Raw genomic sequence first — 23,987 nt, forward strand, 5'->3', positions numbered from 1 at the left:
ATTTTAAATACTCAATCTGCAGGAAGTATGTTATCATAAAATTAAAACCCGTCGCCGGTGCAAATTCCGGTGATCTTATACGAAAACAGGAGGAGTACTTCCATGAAGTTATTATCACTTTCAGAGGAGTTAAAAAACAATTCTTATCCGGGAAGAGGAATCGTGATCGGAAAATCAGCCGATGGAAAAACAGCTGTGACCGCATATTTTATCATGGGCAGAAGCAGCAACAGCCGCAACCGTGTCTTTGTGAAGGACGGTGAGGGGATCCGTACCCAGGCGTTTGATCCGTCAAAGCTCGAGGACCCGAGCCTCATTATCTACGCCCCGGTGCGCGTTCTCGGAAATAAGACCATCGTGACAAACGGCGACCAGACCGATACGATCTATGAGGGAATGGACCGCCAGCAGACCTTCGAGCAGTCCTTGCGCTGCCGCGAGTTTGAGCCGGACGGCCCGAACTACACTCCGCGCATCTCCGGAATCATGCACATTGAGAACGGGAACTACAATTTTGCAATGTCCATCTTAAAGAGCAGTGATGGAAATCCAGAGAGCTGCAGCCGCTTTACCTACGCGTATGAAAAACCGGTAAATGGAGAAGGACGTTTTATCCACACCTACATGAACGACGGAAATCCGCTTCCGAGCTTTGAGGGTGAGCCGAAACGCGTGGCGATCGAAGGCGATATCGACAGCTTCACAGAGAATGTATGGGAGAACCTGAACGAAGACAACAAGGTTTCCCTTTTTGTACGATTCATCGATATCGAGACAGGAAAGTACGAGACAAGAATCGTAAATAAAAATCACTGATCCCATAAAACAAAATCATTTCCATATCAAAAGGAGCAAAAGAAATCATGAATGAAATGGAATTAAAATACGGCTGCAACCCGAACCAGAAGCCGTCCCGTGTGTACATGGAAGACGGAAGTGATCTCCCGATCACCGTATTAAACGGAAAACCTGGCTACATCAACCTTCTCGATGCCTTAAATGGCTGGCAGCTTGTAAAGGAATTAAAAGAGGCGACCGGACTTCCGGCAGCAACCTCCTTCAAACATGTTTCTCCGGCCGGTGCCGCTGTGGGACTTCCGATGGATGAAGTTTTAAGAAAGATCTACTGGGTGGATGACCTCGGCGATCTCTCCCCGCTTGCATCCGCTTACGCGAGAGCGAGAGGTGCGGACCGCATGTCCTCCTTCGGTGATTTTATCTCCCTCTCCGATGTCTGCGATGTTGACACCGCAAAACTCATCAAGCGTGAGGTTTCCGACGGTGTGATCGCTCCTGGCTATGAGCCGGAAGCTCTTGAGATCTTAAAACAGAAAAAGAACGGCAAATACAACGTGGTCCAGATCGATCCGTCCTATGTTCCGGCTCCGATCGAGCACAAGCAGGTATTCGGCGTGACCTTCGAGCAGGGAAGAAACAACTTAAAGATCGACAAAGACCTTTTATCCAACGTTGTGACAGAAAACAAGGAGATCCCGGATTCCGCAAAGATCGACCTTATGATCTCCCTGATCACCTTAAAATACACCCAGTCCAACTCCGTCTGCTATGTAAAGGGCGGGCAGGCGATCGGTATCGGCGCCGGCCAGCAGTCCCGTGTCCACTGCACACGCCTTGCAGGCCAGAAGGCGGACAACTGGTTCCTCCGTCAGGCACCGCAGGTATTAAATCTTCCGTTTATCGACAAGATCAAACGTGCGGACCGCGACAATGCGATCGACGTTTACATCGGAGACGAGTACATGGATGTTCTTGCTGACGGCGAATGGCAGAAAGTCTTCACGGAGAAGCCGCCGGTATTCACGAAAGAAGAGAAGCGCGCATGGCTCGACAAGATGCAGGATGTGGCTCTCGGATCTGACGCCTTCTTCCCGTTCGGCGACAATATCGAGCGCGCACACAAGAGCGGCGTAAAATATATCGCACAGCCGGGCGGATCTGTCCGTGACGACAATGTGATCGAAGTCTGCAATAAGTACGGAATGGCGATGGCATTCACAGGCATCCGTCTGTTCCATCACTAAAACTGCTTGCAATTTTCATGTTCTTATGATAAACTTATATGCGGCTGTTGAAATATACAGCCGCGAAGATATGCCGGCGTGGCGGAATGGCAGACGCATCAGACTCAAAATCTGACGGGGGTAACTTCGTGCCGGTTCAAGTCCGGCCGCCGGCAGAAACGAAAAGACATGACTCTCATTAGATGGTCGTGTCTTTTTGCATTTACGCGGACAACGAGCCGGGATCCGCGTATATTCAGGCTGAAAGGAGTGTGTTCCATGACCTGTATGGAAGCAGAAAAGATGGTAGTTCCGTATATGAAGGACGAACTGTCCCCGACGGAGCTGGAAGATTTCCTGGACCATATCAAAACGTGTGAAAACTGCAGGGAAGAACTGGAGATCCACTACATGGTGGATGTGGGGTTAAAAAAGCTGGATGAAGCGGATGGAACATATGACATCGTGGGGGATCTGAAACGAAAGGTAGCGGAATCCTACCGGTCCCTGCGCCATATCTCCACATTCCAGATCGCATCCTACGCGATCTCGACTCTGTGCGGAATGGCACTCATCGTCATGATCCTTTTGCAGCTCCGCATCTGGACAACGATGGGATATCTATAGATTTTAGAGGAGTGAACATGGAAAAACTCGTATTGATCGACGGTCACAGTATCTTAAACCGCGCATTCTACGGTGTGCCGAACCTGACAAATTCGGAAGGTCTCCACACGAACGCGGTCTATGGCTTTTTAAATATTTTATTTAAAGTTCTCGATGAGGAGAAAGCGGACTACCTTGCGGTGGCTTTTGACCTGAAAGCCCCGACGTTCCGCCATAAAATGTTTGACGCCTACAAGGGAACAAGAAAACCGATGCCGGAGGAACTTCATGAACAGGTACCGCTCATGAAGGAGGTCCTGACCGCCATGGGTGTCCCGATCCTCACAAAAGAAGGCTATGAGGCGGATGATATCCTCGGAACGATCGCAAAGCGGGAGCAGAAAGAGGGCTATGAGGTGACGATCCTCTCCGGAGACCGGGACCTTCTGCAGCTCTCCGACACCCATATCAGGATCTGTCTCCCGAAGACGAGCCGAGGGACGACGGAGGTCCACAATTATTACCCGGAGGACGTGATCCGGGAGTACCAGGTGACGCCGGAACAGTTTATCGAGGTGAAAGCCCTGATGGGCGACCAGTCCGACAATATCCCGGGCGTCCCGTCCATCGGTGAGAAGACGGCGACAAATCTGATCGTGCAGTACCAAAACCTGGAGAACATCTACGCGCATCTCGACGAAGTGAAACCGCCGCGCGCGAAAAAGGCGCTGGAAGAGTATAAGGATCTCGCAGATCTTTCCTTAAAGCTCGCAAGGATCTGCATTGACGCCCCGATCGAATTTTCCATGGCGGATGCGAAACTGGAAAATCTCTACACGCCGGAAGCGTATGAATATATGAAACGTCTGGAATTCAAGTCGATCGCGGCGAGATTCGGTGAGGAGATCAAACATGAAAGCGGACCGGAGAAACAGTTTGTTCTTGTGGAGGATTTTTCCGAGGCGGATGTGCTCTTTGAAAAAGCAAAAAAGGCGGACCGCATCGGAATGGAACTTCTCGCAGAAAACGGTTCCGTGACAGCCCTCGCCTTATGTTTTGAGGAGACCGGAAGCTATATCTTCCCGGTCGGCGGCTTTATGACGGAGAGCTATATCGCCGGAAAATATGAGGAACTCTGCCGAACGGGTCTTGCCTGGGTCCTAGATCTCAAGCACTCCCTGCCGTTCGCGGATCTTTCCTACGGGGACACGGTCTATGACGCCGGGGTTGCGGCATATCTCTTAAACCCGTTAAAGGATTCCTACGGCTATGACGACATTGCGAGAGATCTTCTCGGGATGACGGTCCCGTCCAGGGCAGACCTGATCAAAAAGCTGTCCTGTGAGGACGCATACGCGAAGGAACCGGAGAATTTCACCCGTATGGCGGGACTTATGGCCTACACAGCCTTTGCGGCCGGGAAACCGCTCCTGGAGCGTCTGACGGCAGATGGAATGGAAGAGCTGTACCGCACGATCGAGCTTCCTCTGATCTATACCCTGTTCCATATGGAAGCGGAGGGGATCGCAGTCCGCAGGGAAGAACTTGCCGCTTACGGAGAAAAGTTAAAGAAACAGATTGCAGTCCTCGAGAAGGAGATCTGGGAGATGACCGGACAGGAGTTCAACATCAACTCCCCGAAACAGCTCGGCGAGATCCTGTTCGAAAAAATGCAGATCAAGGGCGGAAAGAAGACGAAGACCGGCTACTCCACAGCGGCCGATGTCCTGGAGAAACTCGCCCCGGATTATCCGGTGATCCAGAAGATCCTGGACTACAGACAGTATACAAAGCTGAATTCCACCTATGCGGACGGTCTCGGAACCTATATCCGGGAAGACGGACGGATCCACAGCCGGTTCAACCAGACGATCACGGCGACCGGCCGGATTTCCAGCACGGAGCCGAATCTCCAGAACATCCCGATCCGCATGGAACTCGGAAGAGAGATCCGGAAAGTCTTTGTCCCGCGCGATGGATTTATCTTCCTGGATGCCGACTACTCCCAGATCGAGCTGCGCGTCCTTGCCCACATGTCCGGCGATGAGCGCCTGATCGAGGCGTATAAGACCGCCCAGGATATCCACGCGATCACAGCTTCCCAGGTATTCCACATCCCGCTTGATGAGGTCACACCGTTACAGCGACGCAACGCGAAGGCCGTGAATTTCGGGATCGTGTACGGGATCAGCGCCTTCGGACTCAGCGAGGACCTGAGCATCTCCAGAAAAGAGGCCATGGATTACATCGCTCGCTATTTTGAGACATATCCGCAGGTAAAAACCTTCCTCGACAGCCTTGTTGCCCACGCGAAGGAGCAGGGATATGTCACCACGATGTTCGGACGACGCCGCCCGGTACCGGAGTTAAAGTCCTCGAACTTCATGCAGCGTTCTTTCGGAGAACGTGTAGCCATGAACTCCCCGATCCAGGGAACGGCTGCCGACATCATCAAGATCGCGATGATTCGGGTGGACGAGCGGTTAAGAAGGGAAAATCTCCGTTCCAGACTGATCCTGCAGGTGCACGATGAACTCCTCGTCGAGACGGCGGAGGACGAAAAAGAGACCGTCATGAAGATCCTCTCCGAGGAAATGCACCATGCGGCATCCTTAAAAGTGGAGCTGGAGATCGACATGCATGACGGAAAAAACTGGTTTGAGGCGAAATAGATGAAACAGAAGAAAATTATTGGGATCACCGGCGGAGTCGGAGCCGGAAAGAGCAGTGTGCTCGCGGTACTGAAGAACGATTTCGGGGCGAAGATCATTCTCGCGGATCTTGTGGCCCACGATCTCATGGAGCCGGGAAGTCTGGGACTCAGAAAGGTAACAGAGACGCTTGGAACGTCATTTCTCACCCCGGATGGAGCCGTGGACCGAAAAGCGCTGGCGGACCTGATCTTCCGGGATAAAGAAGCATTAAAGACGATGAACTCCATCATCCATCCGTTAGTCTGGAAGACGATGAAGGAAGAGGCGGAGGCCGCCAGTGAAAACCTCGTGATCATCGAGGCAGCGGTCTTTGACACTGCGCCGAAGAACTTCTTTGACGAGCTCTGGTACGTCTACACGACAAAAGAGAACCGGATCGTCCGCTTGATGGAAAACCGCGGCTACAGCCGTGAAAAATGCGAGGACATCATCGGAAGGCAGGCGTCGGAGGAGGAATACCGCGCGCTCTGCAGCCGTGTCATCGACAACAACGGGGACGAATCCGATATCAAACGACAGCTGAAGGAGATCCTTGACCATGAGATTTGTTAGTATTGCCAGCGGAAGCAGCGGAAACTGCATCTACACAGGGACGGAGGAGAGTCATGTCCTGATCGACGCCGGCATCAGCGCAAAGCGGATCGAGCAGGGTCTTAACGAGGTCGGCTTAAAGACGAGCGAACTGGACGGCATCTGCATCACCCACGAACATTCCGACCATGTAAAGGGGCTGGGCGTCCTTGCGAGAAAATATGAAGTCCCGATCTACGCCACAGAAGGGACACTCGACGAGATCCGGAAGATCAAAGGCCTCGGCGAATACCCGGAGGAGCTGCTGCACCCGATCCTGCCGGACACCGAATTTTCCCTCGGGGATCTGACGATCAAGCCGTTCCACATCGACCATGATGCGGCCGACCCGGTCGCTTACCGGATCCAGTCGGGAAATAAGTCTGTGGCAGTCGCAACGGACCTTGGACATTTCAACCAGTACACGATCGACCATCTCCTCGATCTCGACGCGGTGCTCTTAGAGTCCAACCATGACCTTCGGATGCTGGAGACGGGACCGTACCCATACTACTTAAAACGCCGGATCATGGGAGATTTCGGCCATCTCTCCAACGAGAACGCCGGACGCCTCTTAAACTGCATCCTGAGCGGCCGATTAAAGCACATCCTGCTGGGACATCTGAGCAAGGAGAACAACATGCCGGAGCTGGCCTATGAGACCGTCCGGCTGGAGATCGACATGGGAGACTGCCCATACCATGCGGATGATTTTCACCTGGCAGTCGCAAAGAGAGATGAGATGTCGGAGATCATCAGTCTGTAGCAGATTTTGCTGATGCTGCGAAAAAACACTTGCATCATACCGGCTGTAATGATATATTTTAAGAAAATTTTACGCTTTATCACTGCATAAAGCTACCTTTCCCCGGGATCCATATGTTCCGGCAACGATCTCAGTCCGGACAGATCCGGATCACAATACGCGGAAGGCACAACACAAGGAGGAAAATTTCCATGGATAAAGTTATTATCACCGTAGTAGGAAAAGACACCGTAGGCATCATCGCAAAGGTATGTACATATCTTGCGGACCATAAAATTAACATCCTTGATATTTCCCAGACCATCGTCCAGGAATACTTCAACATGATGATGATCGTGGACGGAAGCGGAGCAAACATTTCCTTCGATGAAATGTCTTCCGGACTCGATGAGATCGGCGCCGGGATCGGCGTCAACATCAAGTGCCAGCGTGATGAGATCTTTACAAAAATGCATCGTATCTAATGACAGCTTGAGGAGAGGGAAACAATTATGATTACACATCTGGAAGTCAACGAGACTAACAATATGATCGAGCACGAGAACCTGGATGTCCGCACCATCACTCTTGGCATCAGCCTTTTGGACTGCTGTGACTCCGATCTCGAAAAATTAAACGAAAAGATCTACAACAAGATCACGACACTCGCAAAGGACCTGGTCCCGACCGGAAAACAGATCGAGCGCGATTTCGGGATCCCGATCGTCAACAAGCGGATCTCCGTGACACCGATCGCCCTTGTCGGCGGAGCAGCCTGCAAGAGCCCGGAGGACTTTGTGACGATTGCAAAGACCCTGGACCGTGCGGCAAAGACTGTAGGCGTCAACTTTATCGGCGGATATTCCGCTCTTGTATCCAAGGGCATGACAACAGCTGATGAGAACCTGATGCGCTCCATCCCGCAGGCGTTAAAAGAGACCGATTTTGTCTGCAGCTCCATCAATGTCGGCCCCACAAAGACCGGTTTAAATATGGATGCAGTCCGCTTAATGGGCGAGATGGTCGTAAGAACCGCAGAGTACACGAAAGACAACGACTGCTTAGGCTGCGCAAAGCTTGTTATTTTCTGCAACGCACCGGACGACAACCCGTTCATGGCGGGAGCATTCCACGGCGTTACAGAGGCAGACGCGATCATCAACGTCGGCGTCTCCGGACCGGGCGTTGTAAAGACGGCTCTCCAGTCTGTCCGCGGCGCTGATTTCGAAACTTTATGTGAGACGATCAAAAAGACGGCATTCAAGATCACCCGTGTCGGCCAGCTCGTAGCGAAAGAGGCATCCGCGCGTCTCGGGATCCCGTTCGGCATCATCGACCTGTCCCTGGCTCCGACACCGGCTGTCGGCGATTCTGTCGCTGAGATCCTGGAGGAGATCGGTCTGGAACGCGCAGGTGCCCCGGGTACAACAGCCGCTCTCGCCATGTTAAATGACCAGGTAAAGAAAGGCGGCGTTATGGCTTCCTCCTACGTCGGCGGACTTTCCGGCGCCTTCATCCCGGTCAGCGAGGACCAGGGAATGATCGATGCGGTCAACGAGGGCGCTCTTACGATCGAAAAACTGGAAGCGATGACCTGCGTATGCTCTGTAGGTCTTGACATGATCGCAGTTCCTGGAGATACGAGCGCAGCGACGATCTCCGGCATCATCGCAGACGAGGCGGCGATCGGTATGGTCAACCAGAAAACGACAGCAGTCCGCCTGATCCCGGTGATTGGAAAGGGCGTCGGCGAGACGGTCGAGTTCGGCGGTCTTTTAGGACATGCGCCGATCATGCCGGTCAACTCATTCAGCTGTGAGAAATTTGTGAACAGGACCGGAAGGATCCCGGCACCGATCCACAGCTTTAAGAACTAAACAGGAGAAACTATGAGAATCTATCTGATCCGTCACGGCAGGCAGAACAGCCCGCTTTGCAACGTAAATGTGCCGCTTTCCGATGCAGGAAGGCGGCAGGCCGAACTCCTCGGCGAGAGACTGAAAAAGGAATCCATCGACGCCGTCTGGTCCAGTGACCTGATCCGCGCCCGTGAGACCGCCGATATCATCAATGAGAAGATCCGTGCACCGAGGATCATCCGGGAAGGACTCCGCGAGATCTCTTTCGGTGATCTTGAGGGACTTTCGGACGATGTGATCATGGAGCGCTACGCGGACTTTTTCACCGCGAGAGCGTCCATGAAACAGGATCTTCCATATCCGGGCGGAGAGAGTGCGGCGGATGTGATCCGTCGTGCCGTTCCGGTCATGGATGAAATCGCAAAGTCCGGCGCGGAGACGGTCGCTGTCGTCACCCACGGAGGCGTGATCCGGAGTCTTGTGACCCACTATCTTCACATGGATGGGGCGTATGTTCCGCTCCTTGCGAGACATCTGGAAAACTGCGGCATCACGGAGTTTTATTACCGGGAATCCGACGGCGAAATGCTGTTAAACCGTTTTAACGATTTTGCCCATCTGACGGATCATCCGGAACTTTTGCGCGGCGGCTGGGGAGAGAAAAAGTGATGGAAAAGAGAGAACTTCACAGTGTACTCACTGATTTTTTAAATGAAAACCTGATCCAGGCGACTGCCAGCGGTCAGGCGGAGAAAAATGATTTTCTGAAGGCACGGATCCGCCCAGTACTGGCAAAGGGCGTCCTGCATTTTCAGGCGGAGGAATTTATCGGAAAACAGGCTTTCCACAAAAATCTGACAGCCGAAGAAGCGGCTGCCTATCTGGAAGGTCTCATGGAAACAAGTTTCCGCCAGCTCCAGCTCGAGGCGAGAGATAAGAGCGGTTCCATTCTTGTGAGCAAAAAGGGAAAGGTGACTGTTAAGGTAACGAAAAAGCCGGTTTCTGGGAATACCTCCGGAAATGGGGCATCAGCTTCCGGAACGAATGGTTCCGACGCTTCCGACGCGGCTCTTCAGGCTGCCTGGGCGAACGGACTTTCCCATAACCGGAAGAAGCGCTACATCCTCGAAGAGGGGATCCCGGTCCCGTTTCTCGTGGAGCTCGGTGTCCAGACGAAGGACGGGGCGATCGTCCATGCGAAGTACGACAAATTCCGCCAGATCAACCGTTTCCTCGAATTTATCGAGGACGTGCTCCCGAAGCTTGATAAGAATAAAGAGACGAGGATCATCGATTTCGGCTGTGGAAAGTCTTATCTGACATTCGCGATGTATTATTACCTCAAGGTCTTAAAAGGATACCCGGTGCGGATCACCGGTCTGGATCTGAAAACAGACGTGATCGAGCACTGCTCGCAGCTTGCAAGAAAGTTCGGCTATGACTCCCTGGAATTCCTTCACGGCGATATCGCTTCCTACGAGGGCACTGACCAAGTGGATATGGTCGTGACACTGCACGCCTGTGACACAGCGACGGACTACGCGCTGGAAAAGGCAGTCCGCTGGAACGCAAAGGTGATCTTATCTGTTCCCTGCTGCCAGCATGAGGTCAATAAGCAGATGAAGAGCGATCTCTTTGCCCCGGTATTCCGCTACGGAATCATCAAAGAGCGCATGGCCGCCCTCTACACAGACGCCCTGCGCGCGGAGATCCTCGAGGCCATGGGGTACCGGGTCCAGATCCTGGAATTCATCGACATGGAACACACGCCAAAGAACCTCCTGATCCGGGCTGTAAAGCAGGGAAAGAAGAAGGAGAACCGGAAGGAGATCGAAGCGATCCTGGAGGCGATCCATGCGGATCCGACGCTTTACCGGCTTTTATTAGAAAAGAACCCAAACGTATAACTGCCGCCGGCAGCTCAAAAAAGCCGCAGATACCTTTTCATGGTGCTGCGGCACATTTTTTATCCGCTGATTTCAAATCCCTGCATGATCGCATGTTTCAATGTAATATTAGGATATTGACAGAAAAAGGAGTACAGCTTACTATGGAACGTTTATATCAGTATGATGTCGTTGTTGTTGGAGGCGGGACAGCCGGAGTGTCTGCTGCGGTCGGCGCTGCGAAAACCGGGGCGAAAACACTTTTGATCGAGAGAAATGCTTATCTTGGCGGAGAGGCGACCCATTCCGGGGTCAGCACCTTCTGCGGCTTTTTTACCTGTGGAAAGAATCCGGTTCGTGTCGTTGAGGGCGTAGGGCAGCTCGTGTTAGATGAGATGGGGGCACTTGGGCCGACCGTGGACTATGTCATTTCCGCGACCGGAAACTACAATGTCAATTTCCAGCCCGAATACTTAAAATGTGCGATGGACAATCTGTTGGAAAAAGAACATGTGGATTACTTTTTGCATACATACATGACCAGTGCGAAGGTGGAACTTGGATCCATTGTTTCTATTCAGTGTTCCGATGATGAGGGAAGCTTTACCATAATGGCAAAAACCTTTGTGGATGCATCCGGAGATGCGAATCTCGCTCATCGCTCCGGGGCAAAACTGATATGGGGCGGAGACGACGGACACCCGCAGGCGGCAACCATGCCATTCCGGTTAAGCGGTGTCAACACGAACTGTGACATGTCACCTGAAGCTGTGGGGCGTGCAGTAAGAAAGGCCAAGGAGGCAGGAATCCCGAACCTTACAAGAGAAAAGGGATTTATCCTGAAAAAAGAGCATTCTGATATTGTCAGTGTGCTTCTTCCGAGTGTAATTCCGGAGGGACTGACAGCCGCAGACCTTACCCATATGGAGCGGGAAACCAGAAAACAGGTGCTCAGTTATGTACAGGCCTTAAAAACCTACATGCCTGGCATGGAGCACGCAGAGTTAGCGGTCATCGGACCGTCCATCGGTTTTCGGGAAACGAGAAGAATGGTCGGAAAAGAAACCCTTACCGTGGATGATGTGCTTACCGGAAAAAAGTGCCAGAACAGTGTAGCCCGCTGTGGATGGAAACCGGAGATCCATAAAGATGTTGACAAGATGGCAACTTATCTGGATGTGAAGGAAGGAAGCTATTTCGACATTCCACTTGGTGCACTGCAGTCAGAAAACATCGAAAACCTATACGGTGCAGGCCGCATGATTTCTTCCGATGAAGCAGCATTTGCGGCAGTCCGCGTCATGGGAACCTGCTTTGCAACAGGACACGCAGCCGGAGTTGCCGCCGCATGTCATGCCCTGGAGGGAACGGCAGAGATAAAATACGTTCAGGAGATTTTGAAAAAGCAGGGGGCATTGGTATAGGATGCGTAGAGAATATCCGAAAAACGGTATCAATTTCTGAAATGCGTCTCGAAAAAGACAGAAGTCTAAAAGAAGACGTAATGATCAGAAATACGGAAAAACCCGGATACTCACAGAATATCCAGGTTCTTCACACTCTTTCTCCGGTCTTCCTCGATCGCCGCATAGAATTTTCTTGTAATATTTACATCATTATGGCCAAGAATATCTGCAACCAGGTAGATATCGTTGGTCTCCTTATAAACAGCGCTGCCATAGCTGCTCCGCAGCTTGTGCGGCGTTATTTTCTTTTTCGGTGCGATGATCGATGCGTATTTCTTTACAAGGTATTCCACGCTCCGCACCGTGATCCGCTGATTGCGCAGGGAGAGAAACAGGGCATTTTTGTGTTCCGGAAATGTCTCGATGCCGGTCCGGACCGACAGGTACTCATTCAGGCGCCTTGCCACCTCCGCATTGAAATACACGGTCGTCTCCTTGCCGCCTTTTCTGCGGATATGGATCCCGCTTTCTTTCATGTCCACATCATCCAGATTCAGTCCGACACATTCCGATACGCGGATCCCGGTTCCCAGCATCAGCGCCAGGAGAGCGCTGTCGCGGAGTCTGGTCCGTTCATGAAACGCTTTCTGTCTGCCTGACAGGCCGGATCCGCTGTCAACTTCCGCCAGCAGCTCCTTCATTTCCTCCGAATTGAGTCGGACGATCTCTTTGGCATGAGTCCGCGGCATCTGCATGGAAAGTGTCGGATTTACCGTTAAAAGTCCCACGCGGCAAAGATATCCAAAGAAACTCTTCAGTGAAAAGAACTTCCGCTTGATCCCCTGTTCCCTGTTCATATTTTTGTGTTCCGGATCATTCGGGCGGTATTTGAGATCTTCCAGGTAACGCTCGATATCCTGCACGGAAATCTGCGAGAGAGCTTCCGTCTGCAGCTGCTCCAACGGAATTTCTTTCCATTCCCCCTTTATCTCCTTCAGAAAATGAAAAAACATCGTCAGATCATACGCATAGGACAGCCGGGTCATGGAAGACGTCGACGGCTCGATCCCGCGAAAAAAGTCTGTACAGCAGGATGGAAGAGTAGAGAGCATTGCCTTCAGCTTTTCTTCATTTTTCTGATCCCGCTGTGCAAAGTACTGCGACTCACTCATACCGTCTGCTCCTTAATATTCCCTGAATTTTTGCCGGAAGAAGCATCAGCAGATGCCCGGAAATGTTCAAGTTCCGCGATGAGGCGGGCATTTTCCCGGTCAAGCTTGCGGAATTCTTCCTGCATTTCCCGTTCTTTGGCTGCAACAGCCCGTTCCATCGCAAGATCCGCCTGCATCTGTGCCTGCTTTAAACGGTTCTGGCAGTCCGTCTCTTGTTCCTTTAACTGGCTGTTTAACCCGGCAAGCTGCATTTTATTTTCAGCAGCCGCATGTTCCAGATCCCGGACCATGGCTGTAAGTTTCCCGATCTGCTCTTCGTAATCCTTTTTTGCCGCAGTTTCATTCGCGAGCTGACGAGAGAGTTCTTCCTGCTGCCTGCTCAGCTGTTCATTTTCTGATTTGATCGCCGCACTGATCTTAACGATCTCGTCATAATGGGCCGCCTTTTTCTGAAGCTGTTCCACCTGGTCTCTCAGCACATGGTTCAGTTCTTCCAGATCATTGGCCGACTTCCGGGCAGCCTCCATCGCCTGTTTCATACTGAGAGCATTTTCTTCGATTTGTTTTTTCTCCTCGGTCAATGCCTCAAACGATCCGGCAAGTTTCTCTTTTTCGTCCACAGCCTGATCGGCCTTTTCCCGCAGTTCATCGATCGTCCGGTCTTTCCGCTGCAGATCCGTTTTAAAACGCTCCGCCACGCGGGCCTCCGTCGTGTTTCCAAGTTCAAGACTTGTGAGATATGCGGCAAGAAGATCTTTTGTCAACCGCTCAAAATTTTCTATCTCAACGGCACGCCCCGGGGTCGCTGCCTTTGCGTTATTTAACTCCAACACCTGGATCAGATGATCGAATCCCTGTGCCTGATTCATTCCATTTGCAGTGCAGAACGACCTGAACGCGTCCGCAGATGCCTGGTCGATACGAAAATTGACCTGCCGGATCTCTTTTTCATTCTTTTCTGTGCTCATTTTACCGTACCTCCTGCATTGTTCTTAGTATAGCATGGCATGGGAGAGGAGTCAACTTTATCATGTGAATGATATACATGTTATACATAGATATTGCTATACATAGCTATTAAGGGACAAAAGTCAGAGAAAAAGCAGGCAAAAGCGGAGAGAACAAAGTTGAATACAGGGAAAAGGTGTAAAAAAGCAGATAAAACGTCAGAAAATTCAAAAGTGTGCGCACACAATTAAAACAATTTGGCTCAGAACCCGCCGAAACGGCCCATATTATTTCGCAAAACCCGAGTTTTACGCAATAATACGGTGTGAGAGACACAGAACAATGGAAGATGCAAGTTGACTATGCTTTTATTGAAATAGAGCGTCAATTCGGAGAAAAATAGCCACTTGCATTGTAATAGTAGAGTTAATATTTTGAATTAGTCCTATAAAATATAAAAAGTAGTTTAAAGTTTGCCATAAAACACTATTTTTATTAAATTGAGGGATATTTTCTTCAAAAAAAGTCCATCCACAATTGTTTTAGAAGTGACATACTCCCACCACTTAGCTCACGCTTGAAGTGGGGGCTTCTCGTTCGATTACCCCGTTGGGCAAAGCATTCACGAGCGATCCCCGTGTGTCCCACGGTTCTTTTTGGCTGATATCTTTTTATGATGCTTTTTCGCTTTTTTCTAATATGATCCCGGACATTCTCAGACCCTCCCGACAGATGTTGGCTGCCGCATTTTCATCACGGTCCATCCGGTTTCCGCAGCTGCAAAGATATACCCGCTCTTCCAGTTTCAGATCATGTTTTATTTTTCCACAACAGCTGCATGTTCTGGAACTGGGATACCAGCGGTCGATGCGGACAAGCTTCTTTCCTTCCCGTTCCAGTTTATACTGCAAAAAATCTGTGAACATTCTCCAGCCGTTATCATGGACACTTTTTCCAAAATGATGTTCCCCACTCATCGTCTTCAGATCCAGATCTTCGATGCATACGATATCATAGAAATTGGTTATCTTTCTTGATTCTTTATGCAAATAATCTTTTCTCTGGTGAGCGATATGTGTATGGATCCGCGCCACTTTTTTCTGCTGTTTTTTATAACGATTGCTTTCTTTCCGGCAATGACTCAGTTTTCTCTGCGCTTTCGCCAGTTTTTCCTCGCTGTTTCTGAAATAGTGCGGATAACCTGCATGTTTTCCATTGGAATCTACATATAGTTCTTTCATGGAAAAATCGAGTCCGACGGCCTGCCTTATGTTCCTTGTTTCCACCGGCTTTTCTTCACAAAAATACAGAAGAGAAACATAATACCGCCCATCAGCTTCCAGACAGACGGATGCACCTTTCAAGCAGGCATCTTCCCGGATCTTACGATGCTGCCGGATCCGGATCCAGCCTGCCTTTGGGAGCTTCAGCTTCCCATCTTTTAACAGGATATTTCCATTGACACTGTTTGTGGTATAGCTTTTAACAGGATTCTTTTTTGACTTGAATTTTGGAAATCCAAACGATGGATCCCGGAAAAAGTTTTTATAAGCAGTCTGCAGATGCAGCTGGGCATTGCACAGAGCAAGACTGTCCACTTCTTTTAGCCATGGAAACTCTGCCTTATATTTTGCCGGAGTGACCTTCAGGTTTTTTCCGGTCTTTTCATAGCATTCCTTCTTTTCTGCCAGCATTCGGTTATATACAAACCTGACACATCCAAATGTTTTTGCAAACAGTTCCTGTTGTATTTTATTGGGATAGATCCGAAACCGGTATACTACGTTCATGTTTTTTCTCCCCCTGCGTCTCGATATACTGGCGGATCACTTCGATCGGAGCTCCGCCGGCACTCAGAAGACAGAAGCTCTGACTCCAGAACATTTCCTTCCAGAGCTTCTGCCGGATCTCCGGATACTCTTTTTTGATCAGACGGCTGCTGGCGCTTTTATAGGCATTGATAAATTTACTGAGTTCCGACTTCGGATGTGCACGGAACATGATATGGACATGGTCCTCATCGTGATTCCACTCTTCCAGGGTGATATGATATTTGGGCGCGATATATTCAAAGATTTCTCGTGCGCGACCCGAGATCGGATCATTCAGGACCTTTTTCCGGTACTTTACGACCAGGATCAGATGATAACAGAGTAAAAATACTGAATGTGCATTATTGTCAAGTTCTCTCATATTTATCAGCCTTTCTTTTTATTTCGACTGATTTAATTATATCACAAATGAAATCATTTGTCTATTACATTTCAGAACATTTGTTCTGTTTGATCTGCAATCTATTTTTCCTTCAGGCTTATTCATTGTATGCAGGATTGATGATATAGCACGACTGCAAAAATCAATATAGGAGAAGTTTACAATACACAGCACAGCTATGTGCAATAATCTGATATCTACATACCAACTATCGCACTATGCAAGAGATGGCAATTCATCTCACCACCTATAGAGGTGGGAGAATTCTTGCTGATTCTTGTTAAAACACTCCTTTCCTAACGAACACGTGGTGCTTCCCAAGAAAAATGTGTTATAGTCTCCTGACAGAAACAGATCATTTTTAATTGTGCCATGCAAAAGAGGAGGAAAATAACACAATGAGAAAAATAAAGCGGCTGTTCGGACAGCAGCTGGAGCCGGAAGATCCGGTAGTCGGAAATGAGTGGCTGAAAGACCTGATCGCGAGACCGCGTCCCTGTGCAGTGGATTCCACCGTTGCGCTGATCGTGAAAAAGCCGGGAAGCTTTTCCTGCCCATCCGTCCATACCTACCTCGCTTTTTCAAGCGCGATGGCAATTTCCCATTATTACAGGAAGGCGGGGATCGGGGTATATGCGTTTGCAGCCATGGTTAGTTTCAGCAGAATGTACTTTTTTGTGCATTATCCGACGGATGTACTGTTTGGAGCTATTCTGGGCGTTGTTACCGCATTTGCAGTATGCTGGCTGCTGGACCGGATCTACGGGCGGATCAGTGGGAATACAACTGAATAGAGCAAAAATTCTCTGCCTTCGAAGATCCCGCAAGTATAGAAAAGCGCATGGGTGTTTCTGTCATCCATGCGCTTTTCCGATCATAATATTTCCAACAATGCTGCGGCCAGGCCACTTACCTGGAGAATACCCATGCATAAAATATAATAAATCCAAGCGGCGGGAATGCGAGCAATGCAACCAGTGCCAGAATCACACATACAGCGCCTACAAGATCCGACCCGGATGAATGATATCCGTATCGTCTTTCGTCACAATTGCAATACGGTCCTTCACAATGGCTGTCATGGTATGAATTATGGTCATATCCGTTACTCATATGGTTTCCTCCTGACTGATTTCTTTGATATTTTTATAATACATCAAAAGCTGTCCCTTAAAAAGGACTCGTAAATTTTTATCATGCAGCACCTCGTTCCTTTTCGATCATTCCCATAAGTTCTTCACAGAATTCCGCATAATCGCTATGACCGAGCAGGAGCGTCTTGTTATACAGTGATTCCATGGTCCTCTCAAAACCGGCGATGTCCTTCTTCCATACCCGGCAGGTAATAATGCAGTACGGAGAACCATTTCGTTTAAATTCATGACCGAATCGTACGGGAACCTGATTCTGCGCAAACAGAGCATCTGCAAGATAGTCTTCATGGTCGACGTACATGTACTGGCAAGAGAGTATGGAAAGTCCGCCCAGTTTCAAAAAATTTTTCATAAGTTTTTCTCTCCTTACACTTTTTCCGTATCGTTTTCTTATAGTATGATTATAAGAGAGACGAGCCGGAATGTCATTGAACCTGTAGTTTAAGAAGATCCGTGAAAAAGAAATATCCCCGTCAATGACGAGGATATCTTCGATACTGGTATGTAACAGTCTGCTGAGGATGATAAAGTTATCCAGGCTCGGCAGAGATTTTCCGGAGATCCATTTATAGATCGCCTGCGGGTTTTCAAAACCAAAAGCTCCCTGGATTTCACGGATCGTATAGTTCTGCTCCGAGAGTAACTGTTTGATCCGCTTCCCGGTTTCTACTGGCCGGATTGACAGATACATTGGTTCCATTTGCTCATTCCTCCATGATTCTGCTCCATCCCGAAACACTGTCCTTATATTAACATAAAACCGAGAAAATGAATAGCAGAAAATTGCTTTTTCATGATAGCTGGTGATTTTATAGGACACCATCTATGCTATGATACAGGTATCAGTTCCGCCAGTCGGATTTTCATTCTGGCAAATTAAAAAATTTATTGTATACTATCACTATATAGTATGAAATAGCTTGCAAAGAAAAGGGAAGTATGATTATGCCAAAAGGAACCAATCAGAAATTAAAATTATATCGTCTGGCTCAAATTATGCTGGAACAGACAGATGACGAGCATTATATCACGATGGCAGAGATCATGGAGGCGCTAAGACGATACGACATCACTGCGGATCGAAAAAGCCTTTATAATGATCTGCGTGACCTGTCCTCTTTTGGAATCGAGGTTGAGGGTGAGTCTGTCGGCAATCGTTACCATTATCATGTGGTCAGCAGACCATTTGAACTGCCGGAACTGAAGCTGCTTGTAGATGCCATTCAATCATCTAAATTTATTACAGAAAAGAAAACGAATATTCTGATCAAAAAGCTCGAGAAACTGGTAAGCAAATATGATGCCCAGAAGCTGCAGCGTCAGGTTTATGTATCCGGCCGGATCAAAACGATGAATGAAAGCATCTATTATTCGGTCAATACGATTCATGCCGCTATTTCTGAAAACCGGAAGATCAAATTTCAATATTACCAGTGGAACGCGAAAAAGGAAATGGAATTGCGGCATAATGGAAAATGGTATCATATCAGCCCATGGGGACTCCTGTGGGATGATGAGAATTATTATATGATCGGTTTTGATTCAGAGGCTCAAAAGATAAAGCATTACCGTGTAGACAAAATGCTGAAAATCAATTTATCAGAAGAGCCCCGTGATGGAAAAGAAGCTTTCTCAAAACTCAATATGGCAGATTATACCAAAAAAAGTTTTGGCATGTATGGCGGTAAGGAAGAAAAGGTTAAGCTTTTGATCCATAATGATCTGGTCGGGGTTATCATTGACCGATTTGGGAGAGATATCATGCTGTTCCCGGCAGATGCAGATCATGTCACCGCCAATGTAGATGTCCGTGTCAGCCGGCAGTTCCTGGCCTGGGTATTTTCACTGGGCCCAAATGTAAAAATTCTCGGACCGGAGGATGTTGTGGAAACCATGAAGAGAGAAGCTTCCCGACTGATGGAACAGTACGGAGGCTGATATGTCAGAAAAGTAAAAAATTTTGTACTTTATAGTTATTGGTTAATAAATGGCTTAGATACAAGGATTATAGCATAAAGTACAAAAATTTCAAAACGTACTTTATTTCAGAATGTACTTTATTTCGAAACAGAATAAAGTACATTTTTTATTGTCCGGATGTAGTGGGGGAGTGGTTTTAGGGAAGAAAATAAAGTACATTTTCAAATCGTTCCATTTTGGAAATTTCATAAATAGTGGAAAATAGAGATGCTGATGATTTCAGAACATGTCAAGATGTTGATACTGTTTGGCTCATTTTGTAATGATCACTATTGCCTGTTTTTAGTCATAATTGAAATCCTTATATCCATTGCATTTTGGCAAATTTAAAAGGAAGGTTCCTTTGCCGTAGCAGATGACACCTTCCTTTAATGACTGGTTTTTCCGTTGCCAGCCAACTGTCCGGCACCCGAAGTCCGGAGAGAAATTCGGATTTTATGTGTTAGGCAACATGATAGGCATATAGCCCATCTACTAACTATAGCATACACAGAATATCTAAATTATGCAACGAGTTTATGAAGCAACTTGTGATAAGAAAACTAGGAATGTAACATTTTTAATCCTCTTTTTAGATAAATTGGATTCTTATAATATTATGGTTTTCAGAACTTATTTCTTATCTTTTGGTATTCTCTAGGTGAATATCCTTTTAGCTTGTGGAAGAGTCGGCTGAAATAAAGCTGGTTATCATACCCGACAATCTTAGAAATCTCATTGATGGAATAAGTTGTTGTTTCAAGTAAAATCTGAGCATTGGTGATTCGGATTCCTACAATAAATTGCATTGGTGTGGAACCAGTGAATTTTTTGAAATTTCGGATAAACCAGCTGACACTCATCCCTCGTGAGGCAGCATAATCGTCAATATTGATATTCTGATGGTAGTTTTCACTGAAAAAGGTAATAGCGATATCCATCTCATGATCAAGATATTCATTTTTTGATATGTGCTCTCTAGTCAGTTCCCGGTGAAAGCTAATTAAAAGATGGCGTAGTAAAAGGACAAGCATTTCCTCATAATTATCCTGACAGCGTTGGAGCTCGATGATAATACGTTTGAAAATCCGTTCATATTCGTTAGATGAACCAACTTGAAAGATACGTTCTTTATCTGGAAATCCATATTGGCGTAAGATATTTTTCACATCGCTTCCTGTGAAGTGAATCCAGTATACTTCTGTCTTATCTTCTCCATAATATTCATATTTCTGAAGTTCTTTCGGTCTGTAAAGTACAAAGTTACCGGCAGGAACAATCGTTTCGTTATCTACATTATCAAAATGGAAATGTCCACAACCAGCAGTGATATATATAATCTGATAATCCAGACGTCCTCTTGGACGGTAGGTGGGGAGTTTGGAAAGGCTGGAAAGACGATAAGTACCACAGCTTCCTACAATCAGTGGACGACTTTTGTCTTTAAAATCCATATGTGAGTGGTTCAAATAACCGGCGTTCATATACATAGGACGGCACCTCTTTTCATACTTTTTATTATTGTATCATTTAGTGCATATTTTGTCCAATCTAATTCATAGACATATTTTGCGGATTAGGATAATCTATATTTAGAAAACAAAGAAACGTAAGAATAAAAGGAAAGAATAAGATTTTCTGTGGGAGAACAAAGAGCAAAAAAGTATATGTTTTGGAGGAGAGCTATCTATGATTGTACCGCGTTATTATGAGAATTTAAGTGTATTGCATGAAAACACAATGCCAGCCAGAGCCTATTATATTCCGGCATCCAAAAGAATGGATAACCTGGTGGAACACAGAGAAGAATCAGATCGTATGCAGTTATTGAATGGAACTTGGAAATTCCAGTATTTTAACAGCATTTATGACATTCAGGATTCTTTCTTTGAGAAGGATTATGATACGGAACACTTTGATGGGATTCAGGTTCCGAGTGTATGGCAGATGGCAGGATACGATGTGCATCAGTATACAAACATCCGGTATCCGTTTCCGTTTGATCCGCCATACGTGCCGCAGGATATTCCGTGTGGAGCTTATGTGCATACTTTTGATTACAGCAGAGATGAGAAAGCTTCAAGAGCCTTTTTGAACTTTGAAGGGGTAGACAGTTGCTTTTATGTATGGATCAATGGCTCTTACGTAGGATACAGTCAGGTTTCACATATGACCAGTGAGTTTGATATTACCGATGTACTTCAGGATAGAACGAATACCGTGGCAGTTTTAGTAATGAAGTGGTGTGATGGTTCTTATCTGGAAGATCAGGACAAATTCCGTATGAGTGGTATTTTCCGGGATGTGTACATTTTAAAACGTCCGGAGCAGGCAATCAGCGATTACCATATAAAAACAAAAATTGAGGATATGATTGCAAAAGTAGAACTTGACATGAAGTTTTACTTCCCAGTAAATGTAAAGATTTCGATAGAAGACAGAAACGGAGCAGTTGTAGCAGTAGGAAGTATTGCCGAAGAAGGAGCTGCTGTTTTAGAAATTGCAAGTCCGGAACTTTGGAATACAGAAAATCCATATCTGTATAAATTGATTCTCGAGACAGAAAATGAAGTAATCGTAGATCATATTGCACTCAGAAAGATAGAGATTAAAGATCAGGTTATTTACTTAAATGGACAGAAGATTAAATTCCGTGGAGTCAATCGTCATGATTCTGATCCGGTTACTGGGTTTACGATCAGCCGGGAACAGATTATAACGGATCTTACGTTAATGAAACAGCATAATTTTAATGCGATCCGTTCCAGCCACTATCCGAATGTACCATTTTTCTATGAAATGTGTGACAAGTATGGATTTATGGTGATAGATGAAGCAGATATTGAGGCTCATGGACCATTTATGCTCTACAGAAAAGAAGACATCGATTATAACCGGTTCAAGCGGTGGAATGAAAAGATTGCTGATGACCCGGTATGGGAAGAGGCAATCGTTGATCGTGTGAAACTCATGGTGGAACGTGATAAAAACCGTTTTTGTATTGTCATGTGGTCAATGGGAAATGAGAGCGCATATGGTTGTAACTTTGAAAAAGCATTAGAATGGACAAAAAAATTTGATCCAGACCGTATCACCCAATATGAGAGTGCAAGATATCGTAATTACGATAAAACATATGATTACAGCAATCTGGATGTGTACAGCCGTATGTATCCAGCTCTTTCTGAGATTCAGGAATATCTGGACAAGGATGGAAGCAAACCATTCCTTTTGGTAGAGTACTGTCACAGTATGGGAAATGGTCCTGGAGATTTTGAAGATTATTTCCAGATGATCCAGGATAACGATAAAATGTGCGGCGGCTTTGTCTGGGAATGGTGTGACCATGCGATTGCTCATGGGACTGCTGAGAATGGAAAGGCAATCTACGCTTACGGAGGTGATCATGGCGAAGAAATCCATGATAGTAATTTCTGCATGGATGGATTAGTATATCCGGACAGAACGGTGCACACAGGGCTTTTGGAATACAAGAATGTTTATCGTCCGGCAAGAGTTATTTCCTATAATAAAGAAAGCGGAGAACTGGTGCTTCATAACTACATGGATTTTGACGACTTGAAAGATTATGTGAAGATCAATTATGAACTGACACAGGACGGGCTTGTAATCAGCAAAGGTAAACTTCCAGAGGTTTCAGCGGCACCACACAGTGAAGGAAAAATAGACCTTAAAATCAATGTGCCAGAGAGTGGAAAATGTTATTTAAAATTTATTTACCATCTGAAAAAGAAATTGCCACTGCTGGATGAAAACTATATTCTTGGATTTGATGAAATTGAGGTAAGCAAAGATGATGCAAAATGTAAACTTGCAGAGAAATGGCTACAAAAAACAGCAGTGGACTCTGAACTACAGGTAAATGAAAATGATACACAGATTCATATCAAGGGGCGTGAATTTGCTTATACCATAGACAAACGTACTGCACTCTTTACAGAGATGAAATTCGCGGGGCGGGAATACCTGAACCATCCGATGGAATTAAATATTTGGAGAGCTCCAACAGATAACGATATGTACATTAAGTCTGAATGGAAGAAAGCACATTATGATAGGGCTTATACAAGAGCCTATACGACAGAGGTCGTGCAGGGAAGACATGGGGTAAAGATTATAAGCCATGCTTCTGTTGTGGCAAAAACAGTACAGAAGATTCTTGACGTGATGATTGCATGGAAAATTGATGACATTGGACGGATTGATGCAGATATTGCAGTAACAAAAGATGATGAGTTCCCGGATCTGCCGAGATTTGGTGTGAGAATGTTTCTGGACAAGAAACTTACAGATGCCAGATACTTTGGAATGGGACCACAGGAAAGCTATCGAGATAAGCATCAGGCTGCGAGTCATGGCCTGTATCGGGCAAATGTAGGTGACCTGCATGAGGATTATATCCGCCCACAGGAAAATGGTAGTCATTATGATTGTGAATACGTAGAACTTAACAACAGCCGATATGGCATTGTGGTATCTGCGGAAAACGCTTTTTCATTTAATGCTTCTTATTATACACAGGAAGAACTTGAGAAGAAAACGCATAATTATGAATTGACAGAATCAGATAGTGTAGTATTTTGTGTTGATTATGCATTAAATGGAATTGGCTCTAATAGTTGTGGCCCGGTTTTATTGGATCAGTACCGATTTGATGATGTATTGTTCCGGTTCCAGTTTACTCTAGTACCGTATGTAAAGGGGTAATAAAA

Annotated in this window: 21 protein-coding genes and 1 tRNA gene; 15 read left to right on the plus strand and 7 right to left on the minus strand. The window is 47.0% G+C overall.

All coding sequences use genetic code 11. The annotated features are described in order from the left end of the window. The first annotated feature begins 102 nt into the window (after window positions 1–102). From FN001_RS08630 to FN001_RS08685, 12 genes are all read left to right on the plus strand, one after another. Entirely contained in the window at window positions 103–816 is a 714-nt protein-coding gene (locus FN001_RS08630; RefSeq protein ID WP_142411548.1) for an IMP cyclohydrolase, read from the plus strand. 47 nt (window positions 817–863) lie between these two features. Then, window positions 864–2,042, plus strand: a complete 1,179-nt coding sequence (locus FN001_RS08635; protein ID WP_142411549.1) for a phosphoribosylaminoimidazolecarboxamide formyltransferase — start codon at window positions 864–866, stop codon at window positions 2,040–2,042. A 72-nt stretch (window positions 2,043–2,114) separates the two neighbouring features. After that, window positions 2,115–2,197, plus strand: a tRNA-Leu gene (locus tag FN001_RS08640). A 103-nt stretch (window positions 2,198–2,300) separates the two neighbouring features. Further along, window positions 2,301–2,648 carry an anti-sigma factor family protein gene (locus FN001_RS08645; RefSeq protein ID WP_118532717.1) on the plus strand — a complete coding sequence of 116 codons (348 nt, stop codon included), beginning with the start codon at window positions 2,301–2,303 and terminating at the stop codon, window positions 2,646–2,648. 17 nt (window positions 2,649–2,665) lie between these two features. Beyond that, a complete protein-coding gene (gene polA / locus FN001_RS08650) occupies window positions 2,666–5,299 on the plus strand; it encodes a DNA polymerase I (RefSeq protein WP_142411550.1) in 2,634 nt (877 codons plus the stop codon). Beyond that, window positions 5,300–5,893 carry a dephospho-CoA kinase gene (gene coaE, locus FN001_RS08655; RefSeq protein ID WP_142411551.1) on the plus strand — a complete coding sequence of 198 codons (594 nt, stop codon included), beginning with the start codon at window positions 5,300–5,302 and terminating at the stop codon, window positions 5,891–5,893. Beyond that, complete coding sequence (locus FN001_RS08660; protein WP_118298172.1) at window positions 5,880–6,677, plus strand: MBL fold metallo-hydrolase; 798 nt, start codon at window positions 5,880–5,882, stop codon at window positions 6,675–6,677. The genes coaE and FN001_RS08660 overlap by 14 nt, the downstream gene beginning before the upstream one ends. A 191-nt stretch (window positions 6,678–6,868) precedes the next feature. Continuing rightward, a complete protein-coding gene (locus tag FN001_RS08665; RefSeq protein ID WP_142411552.1) occupies window positions 6,869–7,141 on the plus strand; it encodes an ACT domain-containing protein in 273 nt (90 codons plus the stop codon). Between the two features lie 27 nt (window positions 7,142–7,168). Continuing rightward, a complete protein-coding gene (locus tag FN001_RS08670) occupies window positions 7,169–8,533 on the plus strand; it encodes a PFL family protein (RefSeq protein WP_142411553.1) in 1,365 nt (454 codons plus the stop codon). Between the two features lie 12 nt (window positions 8,534–8,545). Then, window positions 8,546–9,184: a histidine phosphatase family protein gene (locus FN001_RS08675; RefSeq protein WP_142411554.1), complete on the plus strand. Its 639-nt coding sequence runs from the start codon at window positions 8,546–8,548 to the stop codon at window positions 9,182–9,184. Continuing rightward, on the plus strand, window positions 9,184–10,422 hold the full coding sequence (locus tag FN001_RS08680) for a class I SAM-dependent methyltransferase (RefSeq protein WP_142411555.1): 1,239 nt from the start codon (window positions 9,184–9,186) through the stop codon (window positions 10,420–10,422). Before FN001_RS08675 ends, FN001_RS08680 begins: the two co-directional genes overlap by 1 nt. A gap of 143 nt (window positions 10,423–10,565) precedes the next feature. Continuing rightward, window positions 10,566–11,825, plus strand: a complete 1,260-nt coding sequence (locus FN001_RS08685; protein ID WP_142411556.1) for an FAD-dependent oxidoreductase — start codon at window positions 10,566–10,568, stop codon at window positions 11,823–11,825. Window positions 11,826–11,935: 110 nt separating this feature from the next. On the opposite strand, the gene FN001_RS08690 is transcribed toward FN001_RS08685, so the two are convergent. The 4 genes from FN001_RS08690 to tnpA form a co-directional block, all read right to left on the minus strand. Beyond that, window positions 11,936–12,979 (minus strand): tyrosine-type recombinase/integrase, encoded by a 1,044-nt coding sequence (locus FN001_RS08690; protein ID WP_142411557.1) that lies wholly within the window; start codon window positions 12,977–12,979, stop codon window positions 11,936–11,938. Beyond that, on the minus strand, window positions 12,976–13,947 hold the full coding sequence (locus FN001_RS08695) for a coiled-coil domain-containing protein (protein ID WP_118532701.1): 972 nt from the start codon (window positions 13,945–13,947) through the stop codon (window positions 12,976–12,978). The genes FN001_RS08690 and FN001_RS08695 overlap by 4 nt, the downstream gene beginning before the upstream one ends. Window positions 13,948–14,598: 651 nt before the next feature. Next, complete coding sequence (locus FN001_RS08700; RefSeq protein WP_142411558.1) at window positions 14,599–15,717, minus strand: RNA-guided endonuclease TnpB family protein; 1,119 nt, start codon at window positions 15,715–15,717, stop codon at window positions 14,599–14,601. After that, window positions 15,680–16,120 (minus strand): IS200/IS605 family transposase, encoded by a 441-nt coding sequence (tnpA, locus tag FN001_RS08705; protein WP_142411559.1) that lies wholly within the window; start codon window positions 16,118–16,120, stop codon window positions 15,680–15,682. Before tnpA ends, FN001_RS08700 begins: the two co-directional genes overlap by 38 nt. 419 nt (window positions 16,121–16,539) lie before the next feature. Here tnpA and FN001_RS08710 point away from each other — a divergent pair, with 419 nt between their 5' ends. Further along, window positions 16,540–16,935 (plus strand): phosphatase PAP2 family protein, encoded by a 396-nt coding sequence (locus tag FN001_RS08710; RefSeq protein WP_142411560.1) that lies wholly within the window; start codon window positions 16,540–16,542, stop codon window positions 16,933–16,935. A gap of 115 nt (window positions 16,936–17,050) precedes the next feature. Here FN001_RS08710 and FN001_RS08715 read toward each other — a convergent pair whose 3' ends face one another. Together FN001_RS08715 and FN001_RS18435 are read right to left on the minus strand one after the other, a co-directional pair. Further along, window positions 17,051–17,254, minus strand: coding sequence for a hypothetical protein (locus tag FN001_RS08715; RefSeq protein WP_142411561.1), 204 nt, complete (start codon window positions 17,252–17,254; stop codon window positions 17,051–17,053). A gap of 81 nt (window positions 17,255–17,335) precedes the next feature. Further along, complete coding sequence (locus FN001_RS18435; RefSeq protein WP_243121978.1) at window positions 17,336–17,995, minus strand: helix-turn-helix domain-containing protein; 660 nt, start codon at window positions 17,993–17,995, stop codon at window positions 17,336–17,338. 245 nt (window positions 17,996–18,240) lie between these two features. On the opposite strand from FN001_RS18435, the gene FN001_RS08725 reads away from it, so the two are divergent. Next, window positions 18,241–19,233 (plus strand): helix-turn-helix transcriptional regulator, encoded by a 993-nt coding sequence (locus tag FN001_RS08725; protein ID WP_118321049.1) that lies wholly within the window; start codon window positions 18,241–18,243, stop codon window positions 19,231–19,233. A gap of 647 nt (window positions 19,234–19,880) precedes the next feature. Here FN001_RS08725 and FN001_RS08730 read toward each other — a convergent pair. Then, entirely contained in the window at window positions 19,881–20,744 is an 864-nt protein-coding gene (locus FN001_RS08730; RefSeq protein ID WP_142411562.1) for an AraC family transcriptional regulator, read from the minus strand. 199 nt (window positions 20,745–20,943) lie between these two features. Here FN001_RS08730 and FN001_RS08735 point away from each other — a divergent pair, with 199 nt between their 5' ends. Beyond that, window positions 20,944–23,982: a glycoside hydrolase family 2 TIM barrel-domain containing protein gene (locus tag FN001_RS08735; RefSeq protein WP_142411563.1), complete on the plus strand. Its 3,039-nt coding sequence runs from the start codon at window positions 20,944–20,946 to the stop codon at window positions 23,980–23,982. Window positions 23,983–23,987 lie beyond the last annotated feature (5 nt).

Source organism: Clostridium sp. Marseille-P7770 (assembly GCF_902143525.1).
Classification (GTDB): domain Bacteria; phylum Bacillota; class Clostridia; order Lachnospirales; family Lachnospiraceae; genus Pilosibacter.

What these genes read in the sequence shown, in the direction of transcription:
- FN001_RS08690 (WP_142411557.1), bottom strand. Translation starts at nt 12,979, where the DNA reads ATGAGTGAGTCGCAGTACTTTGCACAGCGGGATCAGAAAAATGAAGAA.
- FN001_RS08725 (WP_118321049.1), top strand. Translation starts at nt 18,241, where the DNA reads ATGCCAAAAGGAACCAATCAGAAATTAAAATTATATCGTCTGGCTCAA.
- FN001_RS08675 (WP_142411554.1), top strand. Translation starts at nt 8,546, where the DNA reads ATGAGAATCTATCTGATCCGTCACGGCAGGCAGAACAGCCCGCTTTGC.
- FN001_RS08635 (WP_142411549.1), top strand. Translation starts at nt 864, where the DNA reads ATGAATGAAATGGAATTAAAATACGGCTGCAACCCGAACCAGAAGCCG.
- FN001_RS08715 (WP_142411561.1), bottom strand. Translation starts at nt 17,254, where the DNA reads ATGAGTAACGGATATGACCATAATTCATACCATGACAGCCATTGTGAA.
- FN001_RS08670 (WP_142411553.1), top strand. Translation starts at nt 7,169, where the DNA reads ATGATTACACATCTGGAAGTCAACGAGACTAACAATATGATCGAGCAC.
- FN001_RS08695 (WP_118532701.1), bottom strand. Translation starts at nt 13,947, where the DNA reads ATGAGCACAGAAAAGAATGAAAAAGAGATCCGGCAGGTCAATTTTCGT.
- FN001_RS08680 (WP_142411555.1), top strand. Translation starts at nt 9,184, where the DNA reads ATGGAAAAGAGAGAACTTCACAGTGTACTCACTGATTTTTTAAATGAA.
- FN001_RS08730 (WP_142411562.1), bottom strand. Translation starts at nt 20,744, where the DNA reads ATGTATATGAACGCCGGTTATTTGAACCACTCACATATGGATTTTAAA.
- tnpA (WP_142411559.1), bottom strand. Translation starts at nt 16,120, where the DNA reads ATGAGAGAACTTGACAATAATGCACATTCAGTATTTTTACTCTGTTAT.
- FN001_RS08660 (WP_118298172.1), top strand. Translation starts at nt 5,880, where the DNA reads ATGAGATTTGTTAGTATTGCCAGCGGAAGCAGCGGAAACTGCATCTAC.
- FN001_RS08645 (WP_118532717.1), top strand. Translation starts at nt 2,301, where the DNA reads ATGACCTGTATGGAAGCAGAAAAGATGGTAGTTCCGTATATGAAGGAC.
- FN001_RS08735 (WP_142411563.1), top strand. Translation starts at nt 20,944, where the DNA reads ATGATTGTACCGCGTTATTATGAGAATTTAAGTGTATTGCATGAAAAC.
- FN001_RS18435 (WP_243121978.1), bottom strand. Translation starts at nt 17,995, where the DNA reads ATGGAACCAATGTATCTGTCAATCCGGCCAGTAGAAACCGGGAAGCGG.
- FN001_RS08700 (WP_142411558.1), bottom strand. Translation starts at nt 15,717, where the DNA reads ATGAACGTAGTATACCGGTTTCGGATCTATCCCAATAAAATACAACAG.
- FN001_RS08630 (WP_142411548.1), top strand. Translation starts at nt 103, where the DNA reads ATGAAGTTATTATCACTTTCAGAGGAGTTAAAAAACAATTCTTATCCG.
- coaE (WP_142411551.1), top strand. Translation starts at nt 5,300, where the DNA reads ATGAAACAGAAGAAAATTATTGGGATCACCGGCGGAGTCGGAGCCGGA.
- FN001_RS08710 (WP_142411560.1), top strand. Translation starts at nt 16,540, where the DNA reads ATGAGAAAAATAAAGCGGCTGTTCGGACAGCAGCTGGAGCCGGAAGAT.
- FN001_RS08685 (WP_142411556.1), top strand. Translation starts at nt 10,566, where the DNA reads ATGGAACGTTTATATCAGTATGATGTCGTTGTTGTTGGAGGCGGGACA.
- FN001_RS08665 (WP_142411552.1), top strand. Translation starts at nt 6,869, where the DNA reads ATGGATAAAGTTATTATCACCGTAGTAGGAAAAGACACCGTAGGCATC.
- polA (WP_142411550.1), top strand. Translation starts at nt 2,666, where the DNA reads ATGGAAAAACTCGTATTGATCGACGGTCACAGTATCTTAAACCGCGCA.